This is a genomic window from Vreelandella andesensis (genome assembly GCF_003989795.1).
Lineage (GTDB): Bacteria > Pseudomonadota > Gammaproteobacteria > Pseudomonadales > Halomonadaceae > Vreelandella > Vreelandella andesensis.
In genome coordinates, this window is the sequence record NZ_RZHG01000019.1 from 115,659 (window position 1) to 137,367 (window position 21,709).

General features: G+C 55.3%; 20 protein-coding genes. 2 read left to right on the forward strand and 18 right to left on the reverse strand.

The window, feature by feature from the left end; all coding sequences use genetic code 11:
- Positions 1 to 7: 7 nt before the first annotated feature.
- The 11 genes from ELY33_RS10110 to ELY33_RS10160 are packed head-to-tail and all read right to left on the reverse strand — an operon-like array spanning position 8 to position 10,435.
- Positions 8 to 1,543, reverse strand: coding sequence for a tripartite tricarboxylate transporter permease (locus ELY33_RS10110; protein ID WP_208644226.1), 1,536 nt, complete (start codon positions 1,541 to 1,543; stop codon positions 8 to 10).
- Positions 1,543 to 2,025, reverse strand: a complete 483-nt coding sequence (locus ELY33_RS10115; RefSeq protein WP_126947583.1) for a tripartite tricarboxylate transporter TctB family protein — start codon at positions 2,023 to 2,025, stop codon at positions 1,543 to 1,545. Before ELY33_RS10115 ends, ELY33_RS10110 begins: the two co-directional genes overlap by 1 nt.
- A complete protein-coding gene (locus tag ELY33_RS10120) occupies positions 2,022 to 2,810 on the reverse strand; it encodes a fumarylacetoacetate hydrolase family protein (protein WP_126947585.1) in 789 nt (262 codons plus the stop codon). Before ELY33_RS10120 ends, ELY33_RS10115 begins: the two co-directional genes overlap by 4 nt.
- Positions 2,804 to 4,249 (reverse strand): dihydropyrimidinase, encoded by a 1,446-nt coding sequence (gene hydA / locus ELY33_RS10125; RefSeq protein ID WP_126947588.1) that lies wholly within the window; start codon positions 4,247 to 4,249, stop codon positions 2,804 to 2,806. The genes ELY33_RS10120 and hydA overlap by 7 nt, the downstream gene beginning before the upstream one ends.
- Positions 4,242 to 4,982, reverse strand: a complete 741-nt coding sequence (locus ELY33_RS10130) for a maleate cis-trans isomerase family protein (protein WP_126947591.1) — start codon at positions 4,980 to 4,982, stop codon at positions 4,242 to 4,244. Before ELY33_RS10130 ends, hydA begins: the two co-directional genes overlap by 8 nt.
- Complete coding sequence (locus tag ELY33_RS10135) at positions 4,979 to 5,437, reverse strand: DUF3830 family protein (RefSeq protein ID WP_126947594.1); 459 nt, start codon at positions 5,435 to 5,437, stop codon at positions 4,979 to 4,981. Before ELY33_RS10135 ends, ELY33_RS10130 begins: the two co-directional genes overlap by 4 nt.
- The gene (locus ELY33_RS10140) at positions 5,434 to 6,186 is read right to left on the reverse strand and encodes an aspartate/glutamate racemase family protein (protein WP_126947597.1); all 753 of its coding nucleotides are present in this window, start codon (positions 6,184 to 6,186) and stop codon (positions 5,434 to 5,436) included. The genes ELY33_RS10135 and ELY33_RS10140 overlap by 4 nt, the downstream gene beginning before the upstream one ends.
- 18 nt (positions 6,187 to 6,204) lie before the next feature.
- Positions 6,205 to 7,572, reverse strand: coding sequence for an amidohydrolase family protein (locus tag ELY33_RS10145; protein ID WP_126947600.1), 1,368 nt, complete (start codon positions 7,570 to 7,572; stop codon positions 6,205 to 6,207).
- Positions 7,573 to 7,590: 18 nt separating this feature from the next.
- Positions 7,591 to 8,871 carry a TRAP transporter large permease gene (locus ELY33_RS10150; protein WP_126947603.1) on the reverse strand — a complete coding sequence of 427 codons (1,281 nt, stop codon included), beginning with the start codon at positions 8,869 to 8,871 and terminating at the stop codon, positions 7,591 to 7,593.
- On the reverse strand, positions 8,868 to 9,425 hold the full coding sequence (locus tag ELY33_RS10155; RefSeq protein WP_126947606.1) for a TRAP transporter small permease: 558 nt from the start codon (positions 9,423 to 9,425) through the stop codon (positions 8,868 to 8,870). The genes ELY33_RS10150 and ELY33_RS10155 overlap by 4 nt, the downstream gene beginning before the upstream one ends.
- 8 nt (positions 9,426 to 9,433) lie before the next feature.
- Complete coding sequence (locus ELY33_RS10160; protein WP_208644227.1) at positions 9,434 to 10,435, reverse strand: TRAP transporter substrate-binding protein; 1,002 nt, start codon at positions 10,433 to 10,435, stop codon at positions 9,434 to 9,436.
- A 359-nt stretch (positions 10,436 to 10,794) separates the two neighbouring features.
- On the opposite strand from ELY33_RS10160, the gene ELY33_RS10165 reads away from it, so the two are divergent.
- Complete coding sequence (locus ELY33_RS10165) at positions 10,795 to 11,478, forward strand: GntR family transcriptional regulator (protein ID WP_126947611.1); 684 nt, start codon at positions 10,795 to 10,797, stop codon at positions 11,476 to 11,478.
- Here ELY33_RS10165 and ELY33_RS10170 read toward each other — a convergent pair.
- The 7 genes from ELY33_RS10170 to hsdR all read right to left on the reverse strand — a co-directional run bounded on the left by ELY33_RS10170 (position 11,422) and on the right by hsdR (position 20,436).
- Complete coding sequence (locus ELY33_RS10170; protein WP_126947613.1) at positions 11,422 to 11,697, reverse strand: hypothetical protein; 276 nt, start codon at positions 11,695 to 11,697, stop codon at positions 11,422 to 11,424. The genes ELY33_RS10165 and ELY33_RS10170 overlap by 57 nt on opposite strands.
- Entirely contained in the window at positions 11,694 to 11,834 is a 141-nt protein-coding gene (locus ELY33_RS17870) for a hypothetical protein (RefSeq protein ID WP_167470075.1), read from the reverse strand. The genes ELY33_RS10170 and ELY33_RS17870 overlap by 4 nt, the downstream gene beginning before the upstream one ends.
- Complete coding sequence (locus ELY33_RS10175; RefSeq protein WP_126947615.1) at positions 11,831 to 13,213, reverse strand: restriction endonuclease subunit S; 1,383 nt, start codon at positions 13,211 to 13,213, stop codon at positions 11,831 to 11,833. Before ELY33_RS10175 ends, ELY33_RS17870 begins: the two co-directional genes overlap by 4 nt.
- The gene (locus ELY33_RS10180; RefSeq protein ID WP_126947617.1) at positions 13,213 to 14,940 is read right to left on the reverse strand and encodes a class I SAM-dependent DNA methyltransferase; all 1,728 of its coding nucleotides are present in this window, start codon (positions 14,938 to 14,940) and stop codon (positions 13,213 to 13,215) included. The genes ELY33_RS10175 and ELY33_RS10180 overlap by 1 nt, the downstream gene beginning before the upstream one ends.
- Positions 14,941 to 15,107: 167 nt before the next feature.
- Positions 15,108 to 15,644: a hypothetical protein gene (locus ELY33_RS10185; protein ID WP_126947619.1), complete on the reverse strand. Its 537-nt coding sequence runs from the start codon at positions 15,642 to 15,644 to the stop codon at positions 15,108 to 15,110.
- A 5-nt stretch (positions 15,645 to 15,649) separates the two neighbouring features.
- Positions 15,650 to 16,834 carry an AAA family ATPase gene (locus tag ELY33_RS10190; protein WP_126947621.1) on the reverse strand — a complete coding sequence of 395 codons (1,185 nt, stop codon included), beginning with the start codon at positions 16,832 to 16,834 and terminating at the stop codon, positions 15,650 to 15,652.
- A gap of 65 nt (positions 16,835 to 16,899) precedes the next feature.
- Positions 16,900 to 20,436, reverse strand: coding sequence for a type I restriction-modification system endonuclease (gene hsdR, locus ELY33_RS10195; protein ID WP_126947623.1), 3,537 nt, complete (start codon positions 20,434 to 20,436; stop codon positions 16,900 to 16,902).
- A 265-nt stretch (positions 20,437 to 20,701) separates the two neighbouring features.
- Between hsdR and ELY33_RS10200 the strand changes: the two genes are divergently transcribed.
- Positions 20,702 to 21,268, forward strand: a complete 567-nt coding sequence (locus ELY33_RS10200) for a histidine phosphatase family protein (protein WP_126947625.1) — start codon at positions 20,702 to 20,704, stop codon at positions 21,266 to 21,268.
- The last annotated feature ends 441 nt before the right edge of the window (positions 21,269 to 21,709 follow it).

A 21,709-nucleotide genomic window follows, 5' to 3' on the forward strand; every position in this document is an offset into this window, starting at 1 on the left:
GTGTGCCTCAGGTGTTGTTGGACTCGGGTGGGTGGGACTTGGAGCACTTACGGACGACACCTGCTTTCACCAGACCGCGCCATGCCATCGTGAGAATGACCAGCGCCAGCAGGATCAGCAGAATAAGGCTGCCTGGCCGCGACCAGAAGATCGCCAGGCTACCGTTGGAGAACACCAGCGACTGCCGCACGGCGCTCTCGAAACCCGGCCCCAGCAGCAGGCCGATAATCAGAGGGGCGACAGGAAAGTGGGTACGCCGCATCAAGTAACCCAGGCCACCACCTACCACCAGAATCAGTAGGTCGAAGACACTGGAATTAACGGCATAGGCGCCGCATACGCAGAGCAGCAGCACGCAGGGATAGAGCACTGTGGCAGGGATGCGCGTAACGTGCTTTAGCCAGCGAATCGCCGCTAACCCAAAGATCAGTAGCAGAACGTTGGTGACCAGCAGAACCAGAAACAGTCCGAACAGAAAGCCGGGGTTTTGTTGAATCAGCAGTGGTCCTGGCATCATCCCTTGCGCCATCAGCGCACCGATCAATACCGCTGTGATGGTGTCGCCGGGAATGCCGAACACGGTCATGGGGATCAGCGCTGCGGGCACGACAGCATTGTTACCAGACTCCGCTGCTGCTAAGCCTTCAAGAGACCCCTTGCCGAATTTTTCGGGTTCACGGGAGCGCTCGCGGGCCACGCCATAGGCAATCCAGCAGGAAATTTCAGCACCGAGACCTGGCAGTGCGCCTAAAAAGGTGCCCAGTGAGGTCGAGCGTAGAATGGTCGGGCGAAGTGCCCAGAACTCCGACCACTTGAGCCGCTCTCCGCCGTGCTCCACCCCCCCTGGGTCACCGCTCGCTTGCGTGGGTGGATGGGTCAGTTGCATGAGAATCTCGCTCAGCGCGAACATGCCGATCAGCAGTGGAATGAGTGAAACGCCGCCTAGCAGGTCGGTAACGCCGAAAGTGAAACGTTGGTAGCCCGACATCGGGTCGAGCCCGATAGACGCCACTAGCAAACCGAGTCCGGCGGCAATCATGCCCTTTAGAAAGCTCTCGCCGCTGACGGTGGCGATCATGGTCAAGGCAATTAAGTAGAGCAGCGCAAACTCAGGTGAGCCGAAGCGAATGGCAATACTTGCCAGCGGAATGGCCACCACAATCAACACCAGGGTGGCCATGAAGTCTGCCACTACTGAGCTGTAAAGGCTCAGCTCTAGGGCCTTGCGCGACTTGCCCTGCTGGGTCAGTGCATAGCCGTCGCGGGCGGTGGCCGCTGCCGCCGCCGTACCTGGGGTATTGACCAGAATGGCCGGTATCGACCCCCCATAGATAGCCCCTTTGTAGATCCCTAGTAGAAAGGGAATACCAATGGTGGCCTCCATAAAGAAGGTGAAGGGCGCTAGTACCGCTACGGCCATGGTGGCAGTGAGCCCCGGCAAGGCGCCGATCAGAATGCCGCTGGCCAGACCCGCCGACAGCGCCAGGAAAGTCCAGGGGCTGGCCAGCATGGCAAGCCCCTGCTGCACTACGGCTAGATCCATCACAGCAGCATCCCCCTGGGGAAGTAAACCCCCATGGCGCCCTCGAAAATATGGATCACCAGCGCCGGTGGCACCACTGCCAGTGCCAGGAGCACATACCAGCGGCGTTCACCAAAGCATAGCGCCAGCAAGGGCACGGCTAGCATGGTCACCAGCCAGATGCCCAGAAAACGAATCGACACCACCATGGCCACCATCAGCGCATAGGCCACCAGCGCCCGGGCGGTATTGCCGCTTTCGAACGTTACTGAGAAGCGTGGTCGCCAGGCTGACATCATTAGCACCACGCCAAGCCCCGTGACCAGTAACGCGATCATGCCGGGAAAAAAGGCCGCCGAGCCGATATCGCGTGGGTCTCCAAATGGAGGTGGTGTGCCATGCACGATGCGTAGAAAAACCACCCCTACGGCGATTACCGCAAATGCCAACAGCGATTCGATCAGCCGACTACCTGGCGAGCGCAAGCCAGCGCGCATACTCATGTGGGCACCCCGCCTGTCACGACAGCGTCGATTTCAAGCGATACGCTACCGATGTTCTCAAAGCTAGCTTCAATACGTTGACCTGGGTGCGCTTCGAACATACCCGTCCAAGACCCCATACTGATCACATCACCCTCGACTAACCCCCACCCGGCGTGCTCAGCATGCATTGCCAACCAGGGAAGCAGCGATACGGGGTCGCCCATCGGGTGTCGCAGCGCCAAGCCTGGTAAAACCTGATCATTGACTCGGACCGACAATGCGCTATTTGCAAAATGCGATTGCCAAGGCCCTGCTACCCCTTCCCCAGTGATCAATCGTCCATGCATCTGCAAGTCTGCTAAGAGAAAGGTCCGGGGTAGCTGTTGCCAGTTGGCGGCCCGTACATCAAAGAGTTCGATGGCCGCCAGTGTTTCTCCTATTGCCAAGGCGGCCTCGCTGCGCCGACATCCGGAGTAAAGCGGCCGTTTGAGACGGACGGCAAGCTCTACCTCAATGCCGAACAGACTGAAGCAGTCGCTCTCATTTAACCGTGCCGGAGAAGCCATTAAGCAATGGTCAGGAATCGGTGCCGCTGTTACCGGCGCTACACCAAGCTTCCAAGCACGTGGACGACCTTCGGCCCACCAGCCCATTGTTGCCCCCAGAGCAGCCTGTACGGCATAGGCATCTGCATCGCTTTGCGGCGTCAGCCGGTGTGCCGTCTCAGGTGTTATTAAGGGGCCACCTCGCCACACGGTCGCGAGTGCTTCGGTAAGCTCGGTAATAGTCGAATGGCTTACCATGTATTACCTCCCGAAGGCTGTGGCTTAGGTCGTGCCGGTTCGGGGAGCGCGCAGGGTAGAAACTCGCCGCGCCCGGCGCTGCCCAGATAGTTGCCATCGCGCCACACTACTTCGCCACGTGACAGCGTCAGAGCTGGCCAGGCCGTCACCGAGATGTTTTCGTAGGGGGTGTAATCCACATTGTGATGGAGGTCGCTGTTTCGAATGCGTCGATCCAGACCGGTGTCCCAGATCACTAGGTCCGCGTCTGCGCCTACGGCGATGGAGCCCTTGCGCGGATAGAGGCCATACATGCGCGCAACATTGGTAGCGGTGAGCGCCACGAACTGCTGCATGGTCAAGCGGCCTGTTTCCACCCCGTGGCTGAATAAGAGGGCGAGCCGCGTTTCAAGCCCTGGAATGCCGTTGGGAATGCGATCAAAGCTGGCCTCACTGCCGGCCGTGAACTTGCCTTGGGGGCCGGCAAAGGTGAAAGGGGCATGATCTGAAGAGAAGATCTGGAAGGCGCCGCTCTCCAGGCCATCCCAGACCACCTGTTGATTGGCCTTGTCGCGAGGCGGCGGACTGCAGATGCACTTGGCGCCGCGATGATCATTGTCATCGATACCGAGGTCGTCAGCGGTCAAAAACAGATACTGAGGGCAGGTTTCGGCGTAGATACGCAGGCCGTGACTGTGGGCCCAGCGCAGTTGCTCTATCGCCTCGCGGCCCGAGACATGCACAATCAGAATGGGTACATCGACAAGTTCGGCGTAGGCGATGGCGCGGTGGGTGGCTTCGCGCTCTACCAGCATTGGCCGCGCCTCGGCGTGGTAGCGGGGCGCTGTATGACCATGAGCGAGCAGTCGCTCGGTAAGCCAGGCGATGCAGTCGGCGTTCTCGGCGTGCACCATGACCATGGCACCATGCTCACGTGCCACCGCCAGCACGTCGATGATCTCGCGGTCTGACAGCTTCAGGTCGTCATAGGTCATGTAGATCTTGAACGAGGTGTAGCCCTCGCGGATCAACGCTGGCAGCTCATTTGCCAACACCTCAGGGGTCGCGTCAGTCACGATTAGGTGGAAGGCGTAGTCGATACACGCCTTGCCTTCTGCTCGCTGATGATAGTCGTCGACTGCAGCGCGTAAGCTCTGGCCTTTTTGTTGGCAGGCGAACGGAAACACAGTGGTGGTCCCACCGCAGGCTGCCGAACGTGTGCCGCTGAGAAAGTCATCGGCCATCTTTGAACCGTCAGAGGTGGGCTGATCCAGGTGGCAGTGTCCATCGATGCCGCCCGGCAGTACCCAGCGGCCGGCAGCATCAATCTCCTCAACACCATCGGCAAGGTTGCTACCCAGCGATGCGATGGTACCGTTGCGAATACCAATGTCTGCGTCGAACACATCGGCAGCGGTGGCGCAGCGCGCCCGCCGAATCACTAAGTCGAATTCAGCCATGCGCCATCACTCCTTCCATTAGTTGGCCCCAACCGGGCACGGGCGTGTCGGTGTGGCCGGTCATGCGTAGCATCTTCCATACCACGGTGGCCGTAGTATCCAGCACCGGCACTCCCAGCTCTGCTTCCCAGGCAGGCACCAAGTTGGCCGAACAAAGATTTGTGCAAGCCACCACAATGGCTGGCGCCCCAGCCTTAGCCACACGGCGCACCTGAGCAGTGAGCGTTTCCGCCGTGACCTCGGCATAGGCGAAGTTTTCGCTGATACCCAGATGATCCTCGGCAACCACGGCAAACCCTGCATCGCGATAGTTATCGAGAATTCGCTTTTGCACGTCGTCGGTATAAGGCGTCACCAGTCCGAATTCGCGAAGACCGTAATTGGTGAGGATCTCATTCAGCGCCAGCATCGATGTGGTGGCCGAAATGCCGGTCTCTTCGCTAATCCTTTGGCACAAAGTGACGTCATGCTCAAATCCTAGCCAGCCAGCCGATGTGCCGCTCCAACCGATCACATCGACCCGAGCGTCGGCCAACAATCGGGCTGCCGCCAGCACATGGCTATCATCGAACTGACCTAGCGCTCTGGCGCTGAGCGCGATCTCTGTCACGGTAAAGCGGGAAAAGTGCGCGCTTACACCGGGAACCATCGCCACCATGGCCGAAGTGAGCGGCTCAAGGGCTGTATTAGAAGAGGGCGTGAGAACGCCAAATCGACGGCGGGTGACGGTCACAGGGAGACTCCTGTCATTGGGTGGGTGGTGATGGTCAACGGCTGGGCTCCTTGCCATAGGCAGCGTCGCCCTAGTTCTGGCAGTTGCTCTAGCCCCTCGGTCAGGCTCATAAAGTGATTGCCGGCGATGGGACCTAACTTGCTGGCGAAGCTGCACGGCCCATAAGCCAGCAGAATCTCTGTTTCGCTGTATCCGCCGGGATAGAACAACACGTCGCCGGGAGAGGGATAGCGTGTCGGGTTTTCCCAGGGCAAAGCGAAGTCTCTTTCGCCCAAGGGAATCCATACCCCCTCACCGCTCCAGCGCACGTGCACCAGCTGTGTCTCCCAGGGCAGGAGTGCCAGAAAAGCCGCTGAACTGTGAGGCGCATCGGGGCGGGTCTCGGCCACGAATTCGAGGTCGTGGGAGATTAGGCGTAGGCGCACGCCTTGCGCGGCTGTCTCAGGTCGACTCATTGCACGACCTCCCTGCCAATCAGCTGAGCCAGTGCTGGCGATAAACCTGCGGCGCTTTTCGTCGGCGGCGCAGCATAGCTGCCTGCTGTCGCTTTATAAGGACTCAGCCGTGCCAGCAGCTCAGCCTGATGCACGGCACAGCTAACGCCATCCACAACGGGCACAGGAATCTGCTTTGCTACACTGCGCGCCAACCCTGCTAGCGGTGCACCGGCAATAATCAACACATCTGCTCCGTCTTCGCGCACGGCGGCTTCGCACAGTGCCACTAGTTGTTCACCTTTATCCTGCTGAACGCTGCCAATGTTGGGCAGTGGTTCGTCTAAACAGCGAATACCCGCTAGCCGAGACGTCATCCCGTAACGGTCAACGGTTTCGCTGTACCAGGCTCGAATACGTCGTGAAATCGCCACGATGCCGATACGCCCACCCAGCATGGCTGCACTCATCAGGGCGCTCTCTGTAAGCCCTACCACCGGAATTGGCAGCATTTCACGGGCAGCTTCTAAGCCGGGGTCGCCGAACGCTGCAATAACCGCAGCGTTATGCCCGGCATAGTGATCCGCAAGCTCATTCAATGTCGCGTAGGCACCGATCGCGGCTTCAGCCCGGGTTTCGATATAGGCCACTCCAAAAGCAGCCGTGCGCAGGGTCAGTTGTGTATTACTGCTTGCCGAGCGCTTTGCCTCGGCAGCAATCAAATCGGTGACACTTTGAGAGATATTCGGATTAACAATCAGTAACTTCATGTAGGGTTCTCCACCTCATTACACCTGGGCCCGAGCGCGTGCCCAGAGCGCTTCAGCCGCCTGCTGTGCATCGGCCAGCAACGTAGGCGTATCGGCCAGGCACAGCTCCCCGCCTTCTACGACTACCTGACCATTGCACACCACCATCTCGACATCTCTCCCTTGAGCGGTGTGGACCAAGTTGCCCAGGGCATTAATCAGCGGCACTAAGTGTGGGCGGCGAAAATCAAACACCACTAAATCAGCGCGTTTGCCGGGAGTTAGCGACCCCAGTTCTTGCTCCAGGCCAAGCGCCTTGGCGCCGTTAATGGTGGCCATCTTCAGCACATGGTGAGGCTGCCACGTGTCGTTAATCTCACTCTCTTGCACCCGGCCCATGATTAGCGCCCAACGCATGACTTCCACCATATCGCCGTGCATGTTGTCGGTGCCTAAAGCAAGGTTCGCGCCCGCTGCGCGCAATCGGGTGGTGGGGGCAATCCGCCCACCCGTGGCATTACCCCGGGGGATATGGGCAATGTTGGTACCAGTGCGCCCAATGCGCTCAATATCGCTGTCGGTCACGTACATACAGTGGGCGGCGGTAAAGCGCGGTCCTAGCAACCCCACATCGTCCAGCAGTTCACTTGGCGTCATACCGTCACGCTCTATCACCCGACGGTTCTCTTTAACGCTTTGGGAGAGGTGGCCATTAACGTGAATACCCAGCGCATCGCGGGTAGTGGCGACGTTGGCCAATAAGGCGCGGGAGCAGGTGTCAGGGGCATGGGCTGCAAGCTCTACACCTAATCGCCCATCCAACTTGCCTTGCCAGCGCTCGTGCAGCGCAATGGCATCATTGAGCGTGCGTTCGCCAATCTCATCGCGATGCTCCCAGACTCCCTCGTGGACTCGGCTGAAATCCACATCGTGAATGCGCCCGCAGGTGATCACCCGCATGCCTAGCTCGCCCATGGCGGGCAGCGTCAAGTCCGCATGGACATAACTGTCGTTAATTAGCGTGGAGCCAAATAGCAGCGCTTCGGCGGCTCCTAACCGCGCTAAGGCAACGGCTTCCTCTTCGCTCACTTCATGACCATGGGGCACACCTGGGGTATAGGCCGGCGCGAAGCCCATATCTTCAGCGACACCCCGCACCATGCTCAAAATGGTATGGGTATGCACATTGACGAAGCCTGGGGTAATGACGCGGCCGGTTAAGCTCAAGGTGCGGCGCGCGGGCGGTAATGGCTGTGCCGGATCGTTTGGCCCGACCTCCACTAGGCGACCTTCATGTATCACTAGGCGAGCATTCGGAATTTCACCCAGCTGTGGATCAACCGTCAGCACACGAGCGCCATAAATAACCAAATCAGCAGGCTGCTGAGCATCGAATGGTTGCGTCATTATCTGCTCCGGTGAGATTTAATAGCCAAGCGCGCGGGGTAGCGCGGTGACGAGTTGAGGGGCAAAGATGCATAGGGCAAGCACTGCAAACTGGAAGGCCACGAAGGGCAAAGATTCTCTAACAAGCTCCATCATGGGTACTTTGGTGATGCCGCTCATGACGAAATAGAGCACACCTACAGGCGGTGTCATCATGCCGACGACTAGGTTGTACATAAACAGAAAGCCGAAGTAGAGCGGGTCAATGCCATAGGTAAGTGCAACAGGGGCAAACAGCGGCACCAGCATGATGTAGGCAGCATTCGATTCAATCAGCATGCCAACGACAACCAGTAGCGCCATGGTCAACAAAATGAACATCATTGGGTCGCTGGTCAGTTCCTGAATAAAATTAGATAGCATCATCGGCACCATCTCGATGGTGAAGACGAACGTTAGAACTGAAGCAAACGCAATCAGCGCACCTACCATGGCTGACGTCACTGCGGCACGGTAGAGACAACCAGGGAGGTCGGCGATTTTTAGCCGCCGTGTAACGACAAAACCAATTAGCGCTGAATACACTACGGCGATGGCCGCGCCCTCAGTGGCGGTAAAAATACCGCCGACAATGCCCCCCACGACAATCACGGGCATCATGATAATGACAATGGCACGTCGCGCTTGGTGGGCGACGTTGCAGAGGTTGAAGCGCTCACCGGTCAGCGGGTATCCACGTTTCCAGGAAATCCAGCTGGCAATGGCCATAAAGCCCACAGCCAGAAGAATTCCGGGCAGAATGCCCGCCATAAACAGCCCGCCCACCGATACCGAAGAGCCGGCCATCAGGGCATAGACGATCATCGCGTTGCTAGGAGGAATCACAGGCCCCAAATTGGCCGCCGAGGCAATCAATGCCCCTGAATAGGCATCTGGGTAATACTTGCGTAGCGATGGCACAAGCGTGCTGCCCATGGCACTAGCGCTGGCTACCGCGGCACCACTGACAGAGGCAAAAATAGTCCCGGAGGTGATCGTTACATGGGCTAAACCGCCGTGCATTCGCCCTACCAAGCTGTTCGCAAAAGCAATTAAGCGATCCATAATGCCAGCGCGAACCATCAGCTCTCCGGCCAACATAAACAGTGGAATGGCCATTAAGGGAAAACTATTAACTGCATGCATCATGCGCTGTGGCATGACCACCAGTTCAAAATCGAGCATCCACAGGCCCGCTAATGAACCAAACCCAAGTGCGAAGGCCAAGGGCATACCGAAGAAAGCCAGCGCTAGAAATAAGCCAATCGCCACCCATGTCATGACAGACCCTCCCACGTGCGCGAACCACCCCATGCCAATAGCGCCAAATGTAAAAAAGCGTGGGCGCCGCAAATTAGAACAGCGATGTAATAGATGGCGGAGGTCACAGGCAGTGTCGGCATGAGTTCTGGCCAGCGGTCTACTGTCGCGACCCACGCGCCGACCATTACCATCAGCATGAGAAGCGTGGAAACGCCGGCCATAAGGCGAAAGAGAACCTCCTTCAACCAGTCAGGCACCATCATCACGAACAGATCAATACCCACATGCACCCCGTGTTTCACGCCATGGGGAATAGCCAAAAAAATCGCCCACACGAAGCACAAGCGCGACAGCTCATCAGCAGCGTCAATGGAGGAGCCAAGCACATAGCGCCAGAACACTTGAAGCGCGACGATGATGACCATTAGCGCCATAACAACAACAATGCCCCAGTAGGTCACGACATCTAAGCGTTCAATGACCCATTTAACACGTTGAAAAACAGCGCCAAAATGCGGGGGCTCAGGCCCCCGCTTAGTGTCATCTTGAGGTGATGTAGAGGTAGGTGTCATGGCTGGTCTCACAGTGCTGCTTCAGCTTCCTGGGCAACCAACTCAATGAACGCAGGGTCTATACGCTCTTTGAGGCTTTCAGAGACTTCCAGCGTAGCTTCACGTAATTCGGCCCGTAATTCGGAAGAAATCGGAGTGAACTCCATGCCGTCAGCAATTAATTGATCACGCCACTGTTCTTCTTCAGCGGCGGCGGCTTCACGCTGCCACATCATCGCGTCTGCCATGGCAGCGTCAATGATGGTGCGGTGCTCTTCTGAAAGACGTTCATAGCTGCGCTGGTTTGCAACGGCATTGATAAAGTCATAGAAGTGGCCGCTGTCAGATAAGTACTCCTGCACTTCATTGAAGCGACGGCTGGCGATGATGTTGTAAGGGTTTTCCTGGCCGTCGAGTACATTCTGCTGCAGTGCTGAATAGAGTTCGGACACATCCATAGATACAGGATTGGCACCCAATGCGCGGAAGGTCTGCAGATGAACTTCATTGGGCTGCAAGCGAATTCGCATGCCTGAAAAATCTTCAACGGAGGTAATTGGGCGCAAGCTGTTTGTTACATGTCGGAAGCCAAGCTCGCCATAACCGAGGTTAACGAACCCAAGCGCTTCCATTTTTTCGTCCAACTGCTCGCCAACAGGGCCATCCATAACGGCAAAGGCCTGTTCACGGTTATCAAACAAGAAAGGCAAGCTCACCGCTTCATATTCAGGTATTGAGCGGGTGAAATAAGCAATCGAGGTGAACACAGCGAAAATAGTGCCAGAGCGCACTTGGTCAACGTTCTCTGTGGCTCCCCCTAGCTGCATGGCGGGAAACAGGTCAATTTGAATCTCGCCGTTAGACTCGCTTTCTACCTGCTGTTTGAATATCTCCATTGCGCGAGAAACAGAGTGATCGGTTGGGAAGTTACCCGCGACACGCAGTCGTTCAGCCGCCTGTAACGATGAGGAAAAGAGGGTGGCGGCTGTCAGCAGAGACGCCAGCTTTACAACGTTAGCTTTAGAGATCATGAGAGGCTCCATCAGTTTCGTAACATCGTTATCGTCTGCTCACGCATGCGATTACCTAAAGATGAAAGAGCAATCCCCGTGCCATCGCCGTAGTCGTCAAGCAATAAATTGTTAAAATAATCACTTAACTAAATGATTTTAAATGGAGTTTAAAAAGTCTAAAAAAGAGCATAGTGATATTGTTTTATAAATTGCATACAATTTATAAAACATATTTGCGCACTAAAATAATGCCAAATACGCGAAAAACGCACAGTTATAGTGCCAAACTGCAATTTCATGCCGTTTTAAGCACAGCACTACAGACGACCTTGCCTTTACGGCATACTGAACATAGCTTTCGACAGGAAAAGGAACCCATGGACGCCGCCCCCACTACCAAACTAGCTATAGAGCAGATAGCCGAGCGAATTACTGATGCAGTGATGGAGCATCGGTTGCCACCCGGAATTAAGTTGGTTGAGGAGAAGTTGGCAAGCGCTTTTGGTGTAAGTCGTACCAAGATTCGTCAAGCCCTTACCCTGCTCGCTAAAGAAGGGCTGGTAACTCTGCATGCGAATCGAGGCGCCTTTGTGACCCGCCCAAGTGCTGCTCAAGCACGGGATTTATTCGCTACTCGGAGGCTTGTTGAACCTGAAATTGTACGTAATGTTATCGCCCGCGCCTGTGAACATGACCTGGCGCGGTTGCGTCAACATTTAGTTGCCGAGGCGGATGCCCGCAAGGAAGGAGACCGACGCAGAATAATCCGCCTTTCTGGGCAGTTTCATATGCTGTTAGCAGAGGTCAGTGGCAATAAATTTATTGAAAAACTGATGGCCGAACTGTGTCCGCTGACCTGCTTGATCATTGCGCTCTACGATTCGCCCCACACCCCAGCCTGCCCAGATGATGAACATAATCAGATCGTTGAGGCCATCGCACGGCAGGATCAAGAAGCGGCTATTCATCTTATGCTTCACCACCTAGCGCATATCGAAAGTGCATTAGCGCTTGATGTGGTGCCTGAGCTGGATATCCACTGGGAAGCTCTTTATGGGTGAATACGTTTCTTCGCCTGTATCATCAACCTTGACGATTCGTGCTTCATCCGCATTCACGAACGCCGTTTTGAGCAACTCTTTTGGGCACAACTCGTCAAACAATTGACGCGATATGTCGTAATACGTCTTCCATCGTGACTGGTGTTCTTCTTGTTCGCTTTTCTCGAGCAGCGTTTGCGCTTCGCTCTCTGACCAGGTCTTCGGTTTAGCCTTACTCAAGAAGCGATCCTGTTCCGCAACGTCAGCCAACGTAAAACGGTCAGCGCCCCGCGGCCGCTTTCAGCATCCGCCAACGAGTTACGCCAATAACGAAGCCACTGCTGAGCCGAAGGGGTGATGGTCTCTGCCTGCGTCATGCCGTTGCCTTCTTCCTTGTACGTTTTACAGGCGCTTTCGCCGCCCGTTCAGCCTTGATGCGTTCCAGCAGGGCCTCGGCAGAATTTTCGCCGCTGATCAGTTCGGGGTTGTCCTTGCGCCATTGCTCGGTCAGCTCGCCGTGGAAGGCCTTGGCCAGTATCGATTGGGTGAGGTTGTTAACGCGGGCGAGGGCGTTATTGACCTGCTGCTCGATATGGTCAGCGTGGGCGAAGAGCTCGTTTACGCGGCGGACGATAGCTTCAGCTTCCGATGGTTCAGGGAGAGCCCAGTGAACGTCTTTAATATTTTGAAGATTAAGGCCTGGTTTTCCTCCACCGTAGGCTGCTTTTTGAAGCTGATATCTTCCAGAGTTTGGTGCTTTGAGTATAAGTTCAATGAAAGGGGCCATTGATGCATCAGAAAGGCGGATAAGTCCAACATGTTGACTAACATATGCGTCGCTGAGATCTACTTTTACACGCGCGCACTTTGTGACATTGGCTCCTGTAATTGTCAGAAGTAAGTCGTTTTTTTGAACTTTGGTGCGTTTTCCTTCCTTGTTCTCTGGAGGTGTGACAAAGCAGGGAGAGTTAAGCTCTAGCTCATCAGTATTGATATCTTGGGATCGGATGAATAATGACCCTGAATCAGAATAATACTTTGCCCATCCTCTAGATCCGCTGGTTATAAAGTCAGATAGTTCACTCAGCTGAAAGCTTTGCCAGCGATTGGGTAAATATGATTCAGTAAATGAATTGCTTTTGAATGCTTGAAAGTCCTCCATCAACTTGCCACTCACCGCCGCTGCCAGCACGGATTGGCGGAAGCGTTTAAGGATTTGCGGGATGCGCTCAAGGCGGGCTTGGGTGGTTTCCACCTGAGCCAACAGGGTATCGAGTTTATCGACGATGACTTTTTGTTCGGCGAAGGGGGGAAGTAGAACTGGCGCTTTCGAAAACTTGGCTTTATTGATGATGGTCACTGTCGTAGCAGATGCGTTCTCCTGCATCCATGGCTTCAAAGTTTTCAGTTGGTAATAAAAAAAACGGTAGTCGACCAGAGAAGAGGGCACTACTGTGTTTATTTGCTGGTTTGTTGCACTAATTTGTTTGGTAATTCCGACCTTTCCTAAATTCCCAATACATGTAACAGGAATCGAGTTTGCGGGAACGGTTGGAACTGAAGTCGCTCCCAAGTCAGTTAGTGTTTCGACAGTCTGGGTGATGTATTGGCCCTTGTCCAAATCAGCTGGTTTGATAAACGGAACTCCGCCACCGAAGTTGTGAGGGTTTTTGGTGCTAGGCGTTTTTCCTGTGACAATCTCGCTTACATCATTCAGTAGAGCGGGAAGCCATGCATGGGGAAGTTTGGTATCCATTACTCTTCCCCACCCATCACTTCCCGCAAAAGCACCTTGGCCCCATCAGCTTCTTCTTCAGCACCCAATTCCCGCATCAGGGCATCCAGTTCGCCCAGCGCCTGTACCAGTTCGCCCATGGCTTCGCCTGCCAGAATATCTGGCGCGGGCAGGTTGGCGGCATCCACGCTGTTGCTGTCTTTTAGCCAGCTGATATCCAGCGAATCGCCCTTGGTGTCGCGAATCCATTCTCGGCTAAAACAGCGCCAGCGGCTGTGGCCGAGAATTGCTCCTGCATTCTCGGCACTTCCGCCATCCCTGGCGGTCGAGCAGCGTTCGTCCACGCCCTGGTTTTCATCCGTGGCTTTGGTGGCTTCCGGCAGTTCGATCTTGTCGGAGTGGGTCGCTTCCGCCGTCCCTGGCTCTCGCGACACTTGTGCGTCCTGCACGGCGAAACTGTACTCGCCTTCCTGGCGCGGGCTGTCGCCATGGGGGCTTTCGCCAAACACTGCTTCAAACGGCTTCAGGTGCGTCTCGCCAAAGGGCGTGCGTTTGCCGAAGCTTGGCATATTGGTGCGCAGGTCATACACCCAGACATTTTCCGTGCAGTGCTCTTCCTGATAGTTATCTGCCGCGCTGCCCTTGTTAAAAAACAACACATTGGTTTTCACGCCCTGGGCGTAAAAAATGCCGGTGGGCAGGCGCAGGATAGTGTGCAGGTTGCACTTGTCCATCAGGTCGCGGCGTACCTCGGTGCCTACACCCGCTTCAAACAGCACGTTATCCGGCAGCACCACGGCGGCGCGGCCACCGGGTTTCAGGTTGCGGTAAATATGCTGCAGAAAGGCCAGCTGCTTGTTGCTGGTTCTATAGGTCAGGTCGTCGCGGGTGATGCTGGCATCGCCGCCCTTGCTGGTGCCGAAGGGTGGGTTGGCGAGAATCATATCGGCCTTTTCCAGCCCGGCACCGGCCTGGCCCAAAGCGTTGCCCAGGTGCACCACGCCTTCGTCGTCGCCTTCCATGCCATGCAGCAGGCAGTTCATCAGCGCCAGGCGGCGGGTGCCGGGCACCAGTTCAATGCCCACGTAGGCGCGGGTGGCCTGAAAGGTTTTCTGCTCGCTGGTCAGGTCGTACAAGTCATCGGTGTGGGCCTTAATGTACTCGTGGGCGGCAATCAGAAAGCCTGCCGTGCCCGCTGATGGGTCCTGAATGCGCTCGCCGGGTTGCGGCTTCAGGCAGTTGACCATGGTGTTGATCAAGGCGCGTGGGGTGAAATATTGCCCCGCGCCGGATTTGGTTTCGTTGGCGTTTTTTTCCAGCAGGCCTTCGTAGAGATCCCCCAGGCCATCCTGCTGGGCGCTGAACCAGTCGATCTGATCCAGCGTCTTGATCATCTGTTCCAGGTGGCGCGGTTCGCGCAAGCGGGTCTGGGCATCGGCGTAGATGGCGCTGATCAGCGGGTCGCTGTGAATCAGGCGGCCCGTGCCGTCGCGGCCACTGGAAAGGCTCAGCAGGATGCGCTTGTAGTCATCCAGCAGGTTGATGCCGGATTTACCGTTCAGGTCGCTCCAGCGGCAGCCCTCTGGCAACGGGTGCTTTTTCAGGGTGCCGGCTTCGGTGTTCTCATGCACCATCTTGATAAACAGCAGCATGACAAGCTCGGTGACGTAATCCGAGTAGTTGATGCCGTCGTCGCGCAGCACGTCGCACAGGTTCCAGAGTTTCTGGACAATATCGTTGTGGGTCATGAGATTCCGGTGTTTTTTTAAGCGCGTTCAAGGAGCGGCGCTACATGTATAAAAATGGCAAAATATTTGCACGTTGTGGGCAACATGTATAGAAAAGCCGATTTTCTATACATGTCAGCTGACCTATGTCGAAAAGGCCCAAAAAATCGACATAGCGCATGTCCGTTTCATGCATTTTCCTGAACCAGTGCTCTTTTTACAGCGACCACTGATTCATTGGTGGTTTCTTCGATAACCGTTTTGGGAAACAGCGCTGCGTAGGCTACCGGGCAAGTGTGGGTGCCGTTTAATCGAGGGTGTAAACGACTTTTTAGCTGCTGAGCGGTTTCATGGGCGTTCACGCCTTCTCCAAGAACGTCTAGTAACGCACCTTCAAGGCAGGTCGGGGCCCAGAAAATAAGGCTGTAGCCATTTTTGCGCGCTTTATCCCGCTCCTGCTGTGAAGGTGGTATATCAGCATCCAGCACGATAAAGCGCTGATCAAACCCCTGGTGGGCGTACTTTCGTGTCGCGTTATCGATGATATTGCCTGGTGACCCACCCGACTGTTTCTCAATCGTCGGTTTGATGCCGCTGTGTCTTTGCAGAAGCTGCTGCTGCATATGCTTGATAAAGGCTTGATCGTCGGCGCCTTCTCCCACAATCAAGAGGGTGGTTTTTTTGGCTTGGCGTTTGTGGCTGCGTTGAGGGCGTTTTCTGGCCATAGGCGTCACAGCTCCGGCGTGGCGCCAAGCGCTCCCGCCATATATTTGGCGTAAAGGTTATCATCGGCTCGAAGGCCTGCCATATCGTCCAGGCGCCAGGCTTCACTCTGTTGGTTGCGCTTTTCGATCAGGTATATCTGATGTTTCTGCAGCAGGTTCAGTACCTCAGGGGTATGACAGGTGAAGATCAGCTGCGCCTGATGCGGGTTGGTATGGTCAAATTCAAACCATTCCAGTAGATGCGGGATCAGGTGTGGGTGCAGGTCGTTGTCGATTTCATCAATTACCGCCACGCCGCCTTTTTGTAGGGCGTTCAAAATAGGCTGAAGCAGCACGAACGCAGACTGAGTGCCGCTGGACTCCTCAAAGAAGGGTAGTTCAAACGTTTGGCCATCATTCGTTATATGCAAACCAAAAGGAACAAACACATCCTCTTCCTTACCTGCTTCATCTCGCACTGTTAGCTTGCGTATTTCAACACTGCTTAACCCGAGATCAAACGTACTCATGGCGTCTGACATGCGCTTTAGCAAATCGGGTGCTTTCTGAAACTTTGCTGCGGCCCCCACCACCTCTCCGTGCTGAAAATGGCGGCGTCCAGTACTTACAACATTGGTCTCAATACGGTCAAAAAAATCGATAAACGGCTTTGCTTCAGCGATATCGTAGCTGTGTGCAGCGCTGATCAGTGACGTATTGCCACGGAGCTTCTCGGCCTGGGCTTTGGGGAAAGGAAAGCCTTTTTGTTTAAAGCGATACCCTTGCTGGGTTTTTTCGCGCTTGAACATATAGCTGTATTGGGCACTCGTTTTTTTATAGAGCGCTTCGGAAATGACCGCTTGAGGCATCAGTTCCAATTGGTAACGATAGTCGACGCCACCCAGCATAAACTCAAGCTCAAAATGGCTTGGGGAGTCGGCATGGAGAAGATGTGCTGCAAAGGGAATGTCCTCTTCCGGGTCGCCTTTGAGGAAGGATTGGCCGACAAACCAGCTCAGAAAAGCCAGCGGTTTTAAAAATTGGGTTTTGCCCGAACCGTTTGCGCCTACGATAGCAATGGCTTTATTAAAGCGCTCGCCATCAATGGTGATGTCATAACCTGAAGGCGTAGGTTTCTTGCCTAAGCTGAAATCAATAATAGTTTCATCGGCAAAGCTGTAAAAATTGCTGAAACTCAGATTTTTTATCATATGGATGCCAAATCAACGTAATTTTGTTGATTGTGCGCTTTTACGCCTCTTCCATCAAGCATGAGTTAACCAGCGTTAGGCCACATTGCCTCGTTCAATTCCTCCAGCACGGTATCCAGTTGCTCACCGAGCACCTTGTCCATCTGTTTGGCGCCGCCGTCATCGGCAAAGCGCTGGTTGACGAATTCCCGGTCGATGATCACTTCATGCACCAGTTGCTTGGCCAGGCGCTCCAGCCATTTGCGCTGGTTGGGGGTCCAGTTGTGCTGGTTGAGAATGCGGTCCATGGCGTTGGCCACGCGTTGTTCGAAGGGGATCAGCGCTTCACCCAGGGCGGCGCGGCGGATATAGCCGATGATGCTGGCGGCGATGTCCTGGTTAGTCTGGTTGCGCAGGGCGCTTTGCAGGCGGGCTTCGGAATATCCGTGGTTATCCAGCAGCAGTTTTATTTCCCGCAGCTGTTCCCGGGTGAGGTTGCGGGGTTTGTTGACCACCACCGCCAGCGCGGCAGACTGGTTGAGCTGTTCCTTGATAAAGCGGTTGAACGCGTCCAGGTAGTCTTCCGGTTTGGCATGCTTGCCATAGCTCTGGGTGCGCTCGCGGATTTCGTCTTCATGCTCGGAAATGATCGGCAGGTGGTCGCTGCCCACCAGGGATTTCACCTCGGCCAGCTGGTTCAACAGGCCGCTGTGCTGCTTGATGAAAGCTGAGGCCTGGCGCGGGCCAAGCTGGTGCAGGTGGCTGTGCAGGGTTTTCGGCGCCACGCCCCAGCTCTGCTCTAGTTCATCGAGTTTCTGTTTCAGCTTCGGGCGGCTTTCGGCTTTGCTATCTGCCTTGCGCAATACCCGCATGATTTTCTGGCTGAGCTGGCTGAGTACCACATCGGCTTGGCTTTCATCGGCCTGTTCGCCGGGGCTGGCCAGCGCTTTTTCCAACTGTTCGTCGTCGGTCAGCTCACCGGCCAGTTGTTCTAGGGTGATGTTGGGGTCTCTCACCAGGGGCTTCATGGTGTTGACATCCTGCAGGGCGGCGTAGATATCCACCGGGTCGTAGATGCGGAACACCGTCTTGCCGATGTCATCACAGCGGCGGGTGGCGCGGCCGATCATCTGTTCGTACAGGATGCGTGAACGTACTCGGCGCATGAACACCAGATGGCAGATACTCGGTACGTCGATGCCGGTGGTGAGCAGGTCCACGGTGATGGCAATGTTGGGGTAGCGCTCGTTCTTGTAGCGCCGGATCAGCTGGCTCACCTTGTCGCTCTGGCCGGTGATCTTGGCCACGGCGGCCTCGTTGTATTGGCCGTTGTAGAGCGCCTTGAAGGCGGTATCCAGCAGGCGTTTGACCATATCCGCGTGAAGGTCGGTGGCGCAGAAGATCAGGGTCTTTTCATCGCCAAAGGGGTCGAGTTCCTGAACCAGCTGCTCGCAGATCACCCGGTTGAAGTTTTCGTTGATCACCCGGCGGTTAAAGGCATCTACTTCGAAGTTGAGCTCGTCTTCAAGCTCAGTGGTGTCCACTTCGCCGGTGCGGGTGTTGATGACGTCTACCGGCTTGCCTTTCTCAAAGGTGATGCCGTTCTGGGTAAGCAGGGTTTCATAGCGGATGGGCGGCTCGTGGTCGATCAACCAGTCGTCCGCGACGGCTTCGCGGTAGGCGTAGGTGTACACCGGTTTGCCGAAAATCTCGCTGGTGTGTCTGGCTGGGGTGGCGGTGAGGCCGATTTTTACCGCGTCGAAGTAATCCAGCACCCGGCGGTAACTGGAAAGGTACTGGCGGGCGTCGCGGGTGGCCAGTTCGCCTTCGGTCATTTCCTGGTCGAGGGTGTAACCCCGGTGAGCCTCGTCAATGATAATGCAGTCGAACTGGTCGATCGGTGGCGGGTCTTCGCTCATGAAGATGCGTTTGACCATGGCCTGCACCGTGGCAACCTGCACGCGGGTTTCCGCTTCGGCGGCCATGTCGCCCAACTCCGCCACGTTGTAAATTTTGCTCAGGCTGTGGTTCTGTTCCAGCGGGGCTTCATCAAAAGCATCAATGGCTTGCTGGCCGAGGGCGGTGCGGTCGACCAGAAACAGAATGCGCTGGAAGCGTTCGGCTTTCAGAAAACGGTACATCAGGCCGATGATGGTGCGGGTCTTGCCGGTGCCGGTAGCCATGGCTAAAAGCGCCGTGCGCACGTTACGGGCCATCGCCTCTTCGGTGGCGATAATGGCTTTCTGCTGATAGTCGCGCAGTTTCAGGTAGCCGAAGGGCTCCGCCTTTAGGCGCTGCTCGGCGCTTTCCCTGTCGCGCTGGAGCATGTCCAGCAGGCCACTGGGGCTGTGGAACGTCTGCAAGTCTCGGCTCAGGTGGCTTGGGTCGCGCACATCCCGGAACCAGGTGCCGGAGGTTTCCGCCAGCTGGGGAATGTGGGGGCGCCCGTTGCAGGAGTACACAAAAGGCACCATGTAGTGGCTGTCGTCATCGGCAGGCCAGGCGATGGTGCGGCCCATCAATTCCCAAGCGCCGACAAGCGGTACTTCCACCTTGAAGCCTTTGCTGTAGCGTTCGGCCTGGCGGATTTTGCCCGCCACGTTGGTGTTTTCTTTCTTGGCTTCTACCACGGCAATCGGCGTTAATCCTGCAAATAGCACGTAATCGGCCCGGCCCTTTTCTTTCTTTTGTGAAGAGCCGCCATTATGGTTTGTTGGCCATTCGGCAATTGCCCGGTTGCTGCCTTTTTCCGGGCGGGCGCCTTTCTGGAAGGTGATGTCCTGGCTATCGGCTTCCCAACCGGCTTTCTGCAACTGCTGGTCAATCAGGATACGCGTGACTTCTTCGCTCAGTACCAGGGTCTCCGTGGCGGCCTGGGTTTTTCTGGCCACCTGCTGGCGCTGTTGGCTAACGTTTTGTTCGCCCTGCTCGGCGAGCTTTTGTTGCAGGGTGTTGATTTTCTGCTCGTAGGCCTGTTGCTGCTGTGTGAGTGTCTGTTCGTGCTGGCGGGCCTGTTCGGCCAGGGTGCGGGATTCCTCATCCATGGCGACGGCCAGGGCTTCGTATTCCGCTTTTTCTTTTTCGATCAGCTGGCTGAGCTGCTGGCTACTGTCCAGTTCCTTGTTGGCCTGCTGCAGATCGTGACGAAGCTTTTCGATATCGCTTTGCAGCTGAATTAACCCGGCGCTGGGGTCAGTGGGCGGGATAAACGGGCCGGATTTGAAGTCGTTACCGGCTTTACCGAAGGAGGCATGAAACCAGATGGCCAGGGCGCGGGCGACCCTGAGGCCACTCATGGCCTCTTTATGCTGGGTGCGGAACTGGTGAGTGGCCTTGTTGCCCTCAATACGCAGAATATGAAACAGCTCCTTGATCTGCGGTTCCAGACGTAATTCACGGTTCAGGCGGTAGAGCAGCTCGGACTGGGTGGTCTGGTCGTCAAACGCGATACCGGCAAGGGCCGCCAGATGCTGGGCCAAGGCTTCGCCTAGCTGGCGCAGTTTGATCAGAGTGATGTTGGGGTCGCTGAAAAAGGCACGCTCGGCGGCTGCGGTCAGCTCGACAAATAGCGCATCATGCTCTGCCAAAAAGCCAAAGTTGCTGGGAGGATTGGGTGATGTCATTACATTTACTCTCCACGTCTTGGCAATTTGGCTTTGTCGCTGCTGCTACATAAAGGCCCATACTAATTAAATAGAGCGTGTTTTGCTAAGTCTACTTGTGAGGGGTTGGCGTTAACGAATAACTTTATGTTGCCAGCAACAGCCCCTTTGTTCTCTCGCCATGCTTGGTTCAATCACTGGGTGACCCTTTCAATTTAAGGCGCAGCGTGTCTCGAATTGATAAATTGACTGCTTTACATGCTCGCTGATGAAAAAGGATGTCTTCATGCCCACCTTACGCACTCTCACTTTCACGCTTTTCGTCGGCATTCTTGGCATGCTACCCACCAGTGCCCAGGCAGATGAATCAACCTGGCAGGCGCTGCAGGAGGGTGGCTTGGTGATTTTGATGCGCCATGCGTTGGCACCTGGCATCGGCGATCCGGCGGGGTTTGAGCTCTCTCTGTGCGGCACTCAGCGCAATCTTTCAGCTCAGGGGCGTGCTCAAGCAGAGGCGATTGGCCGGTTGTTTCGTGAGCGGAATGTGCCCGTTGCTGACGTGTACTCGTCTCGCTGGTGTCGGGCGTTGGATACCGCTGAGCTAATGGACTTGGGCCATGTGGAACCGGCCCCATGGTTAGATTCGTTTTTTCGCCAGCGCAGTGAGCGGGATGCACAGACGCGAACGGCGCGTGAGCTGATTGCTGCTTGGCAGGGCCCAGGCAATTTATTGCTGGTGTCCCATCAGGTCAATATTACAGCGCTAACAGGCGGAGGAGTCAGTTCTGGCGAAATGATCGTCGTGCGCCCAACAGGCAATTCGTTTCAGATAGTCGGCAGATTGAGCCGTTAGCCGGCGGATTATTGGGCTGCTTCCTTAAAAGCAGATCTTGGTTCTTTCAAGCTAGTTGTTTTTTACTAACTAGACGATTATTTGCTCGTTGCAATTTCCTCTTTTAAAAACCCCCTTGTTTAAATATCTATTTTTCAATTTTTTACCTTTTGCACCGATTTATTATCGATGCGATTGTCAGATTGTTTATTAATGTTTAATTTAAAGTTTTCGGTAATGTTTAGTTGCTCGGTTGTTTAATTTTATATATAAGGTCGCGAAACTTGTTGTAGATAATTAGGCATCGTTTTTTACGCTGATTGTTTGTAACGAGATTTAACAATGCAGTGGTGGTGGCCATTTATAATTGCTACTTAATGAAAAATATAAGGTGCATTTGAGTGCACTCATTACTGCGTAACGATTGATTAGTGCGATTAATCAGTGTGGTTAACCGGCATG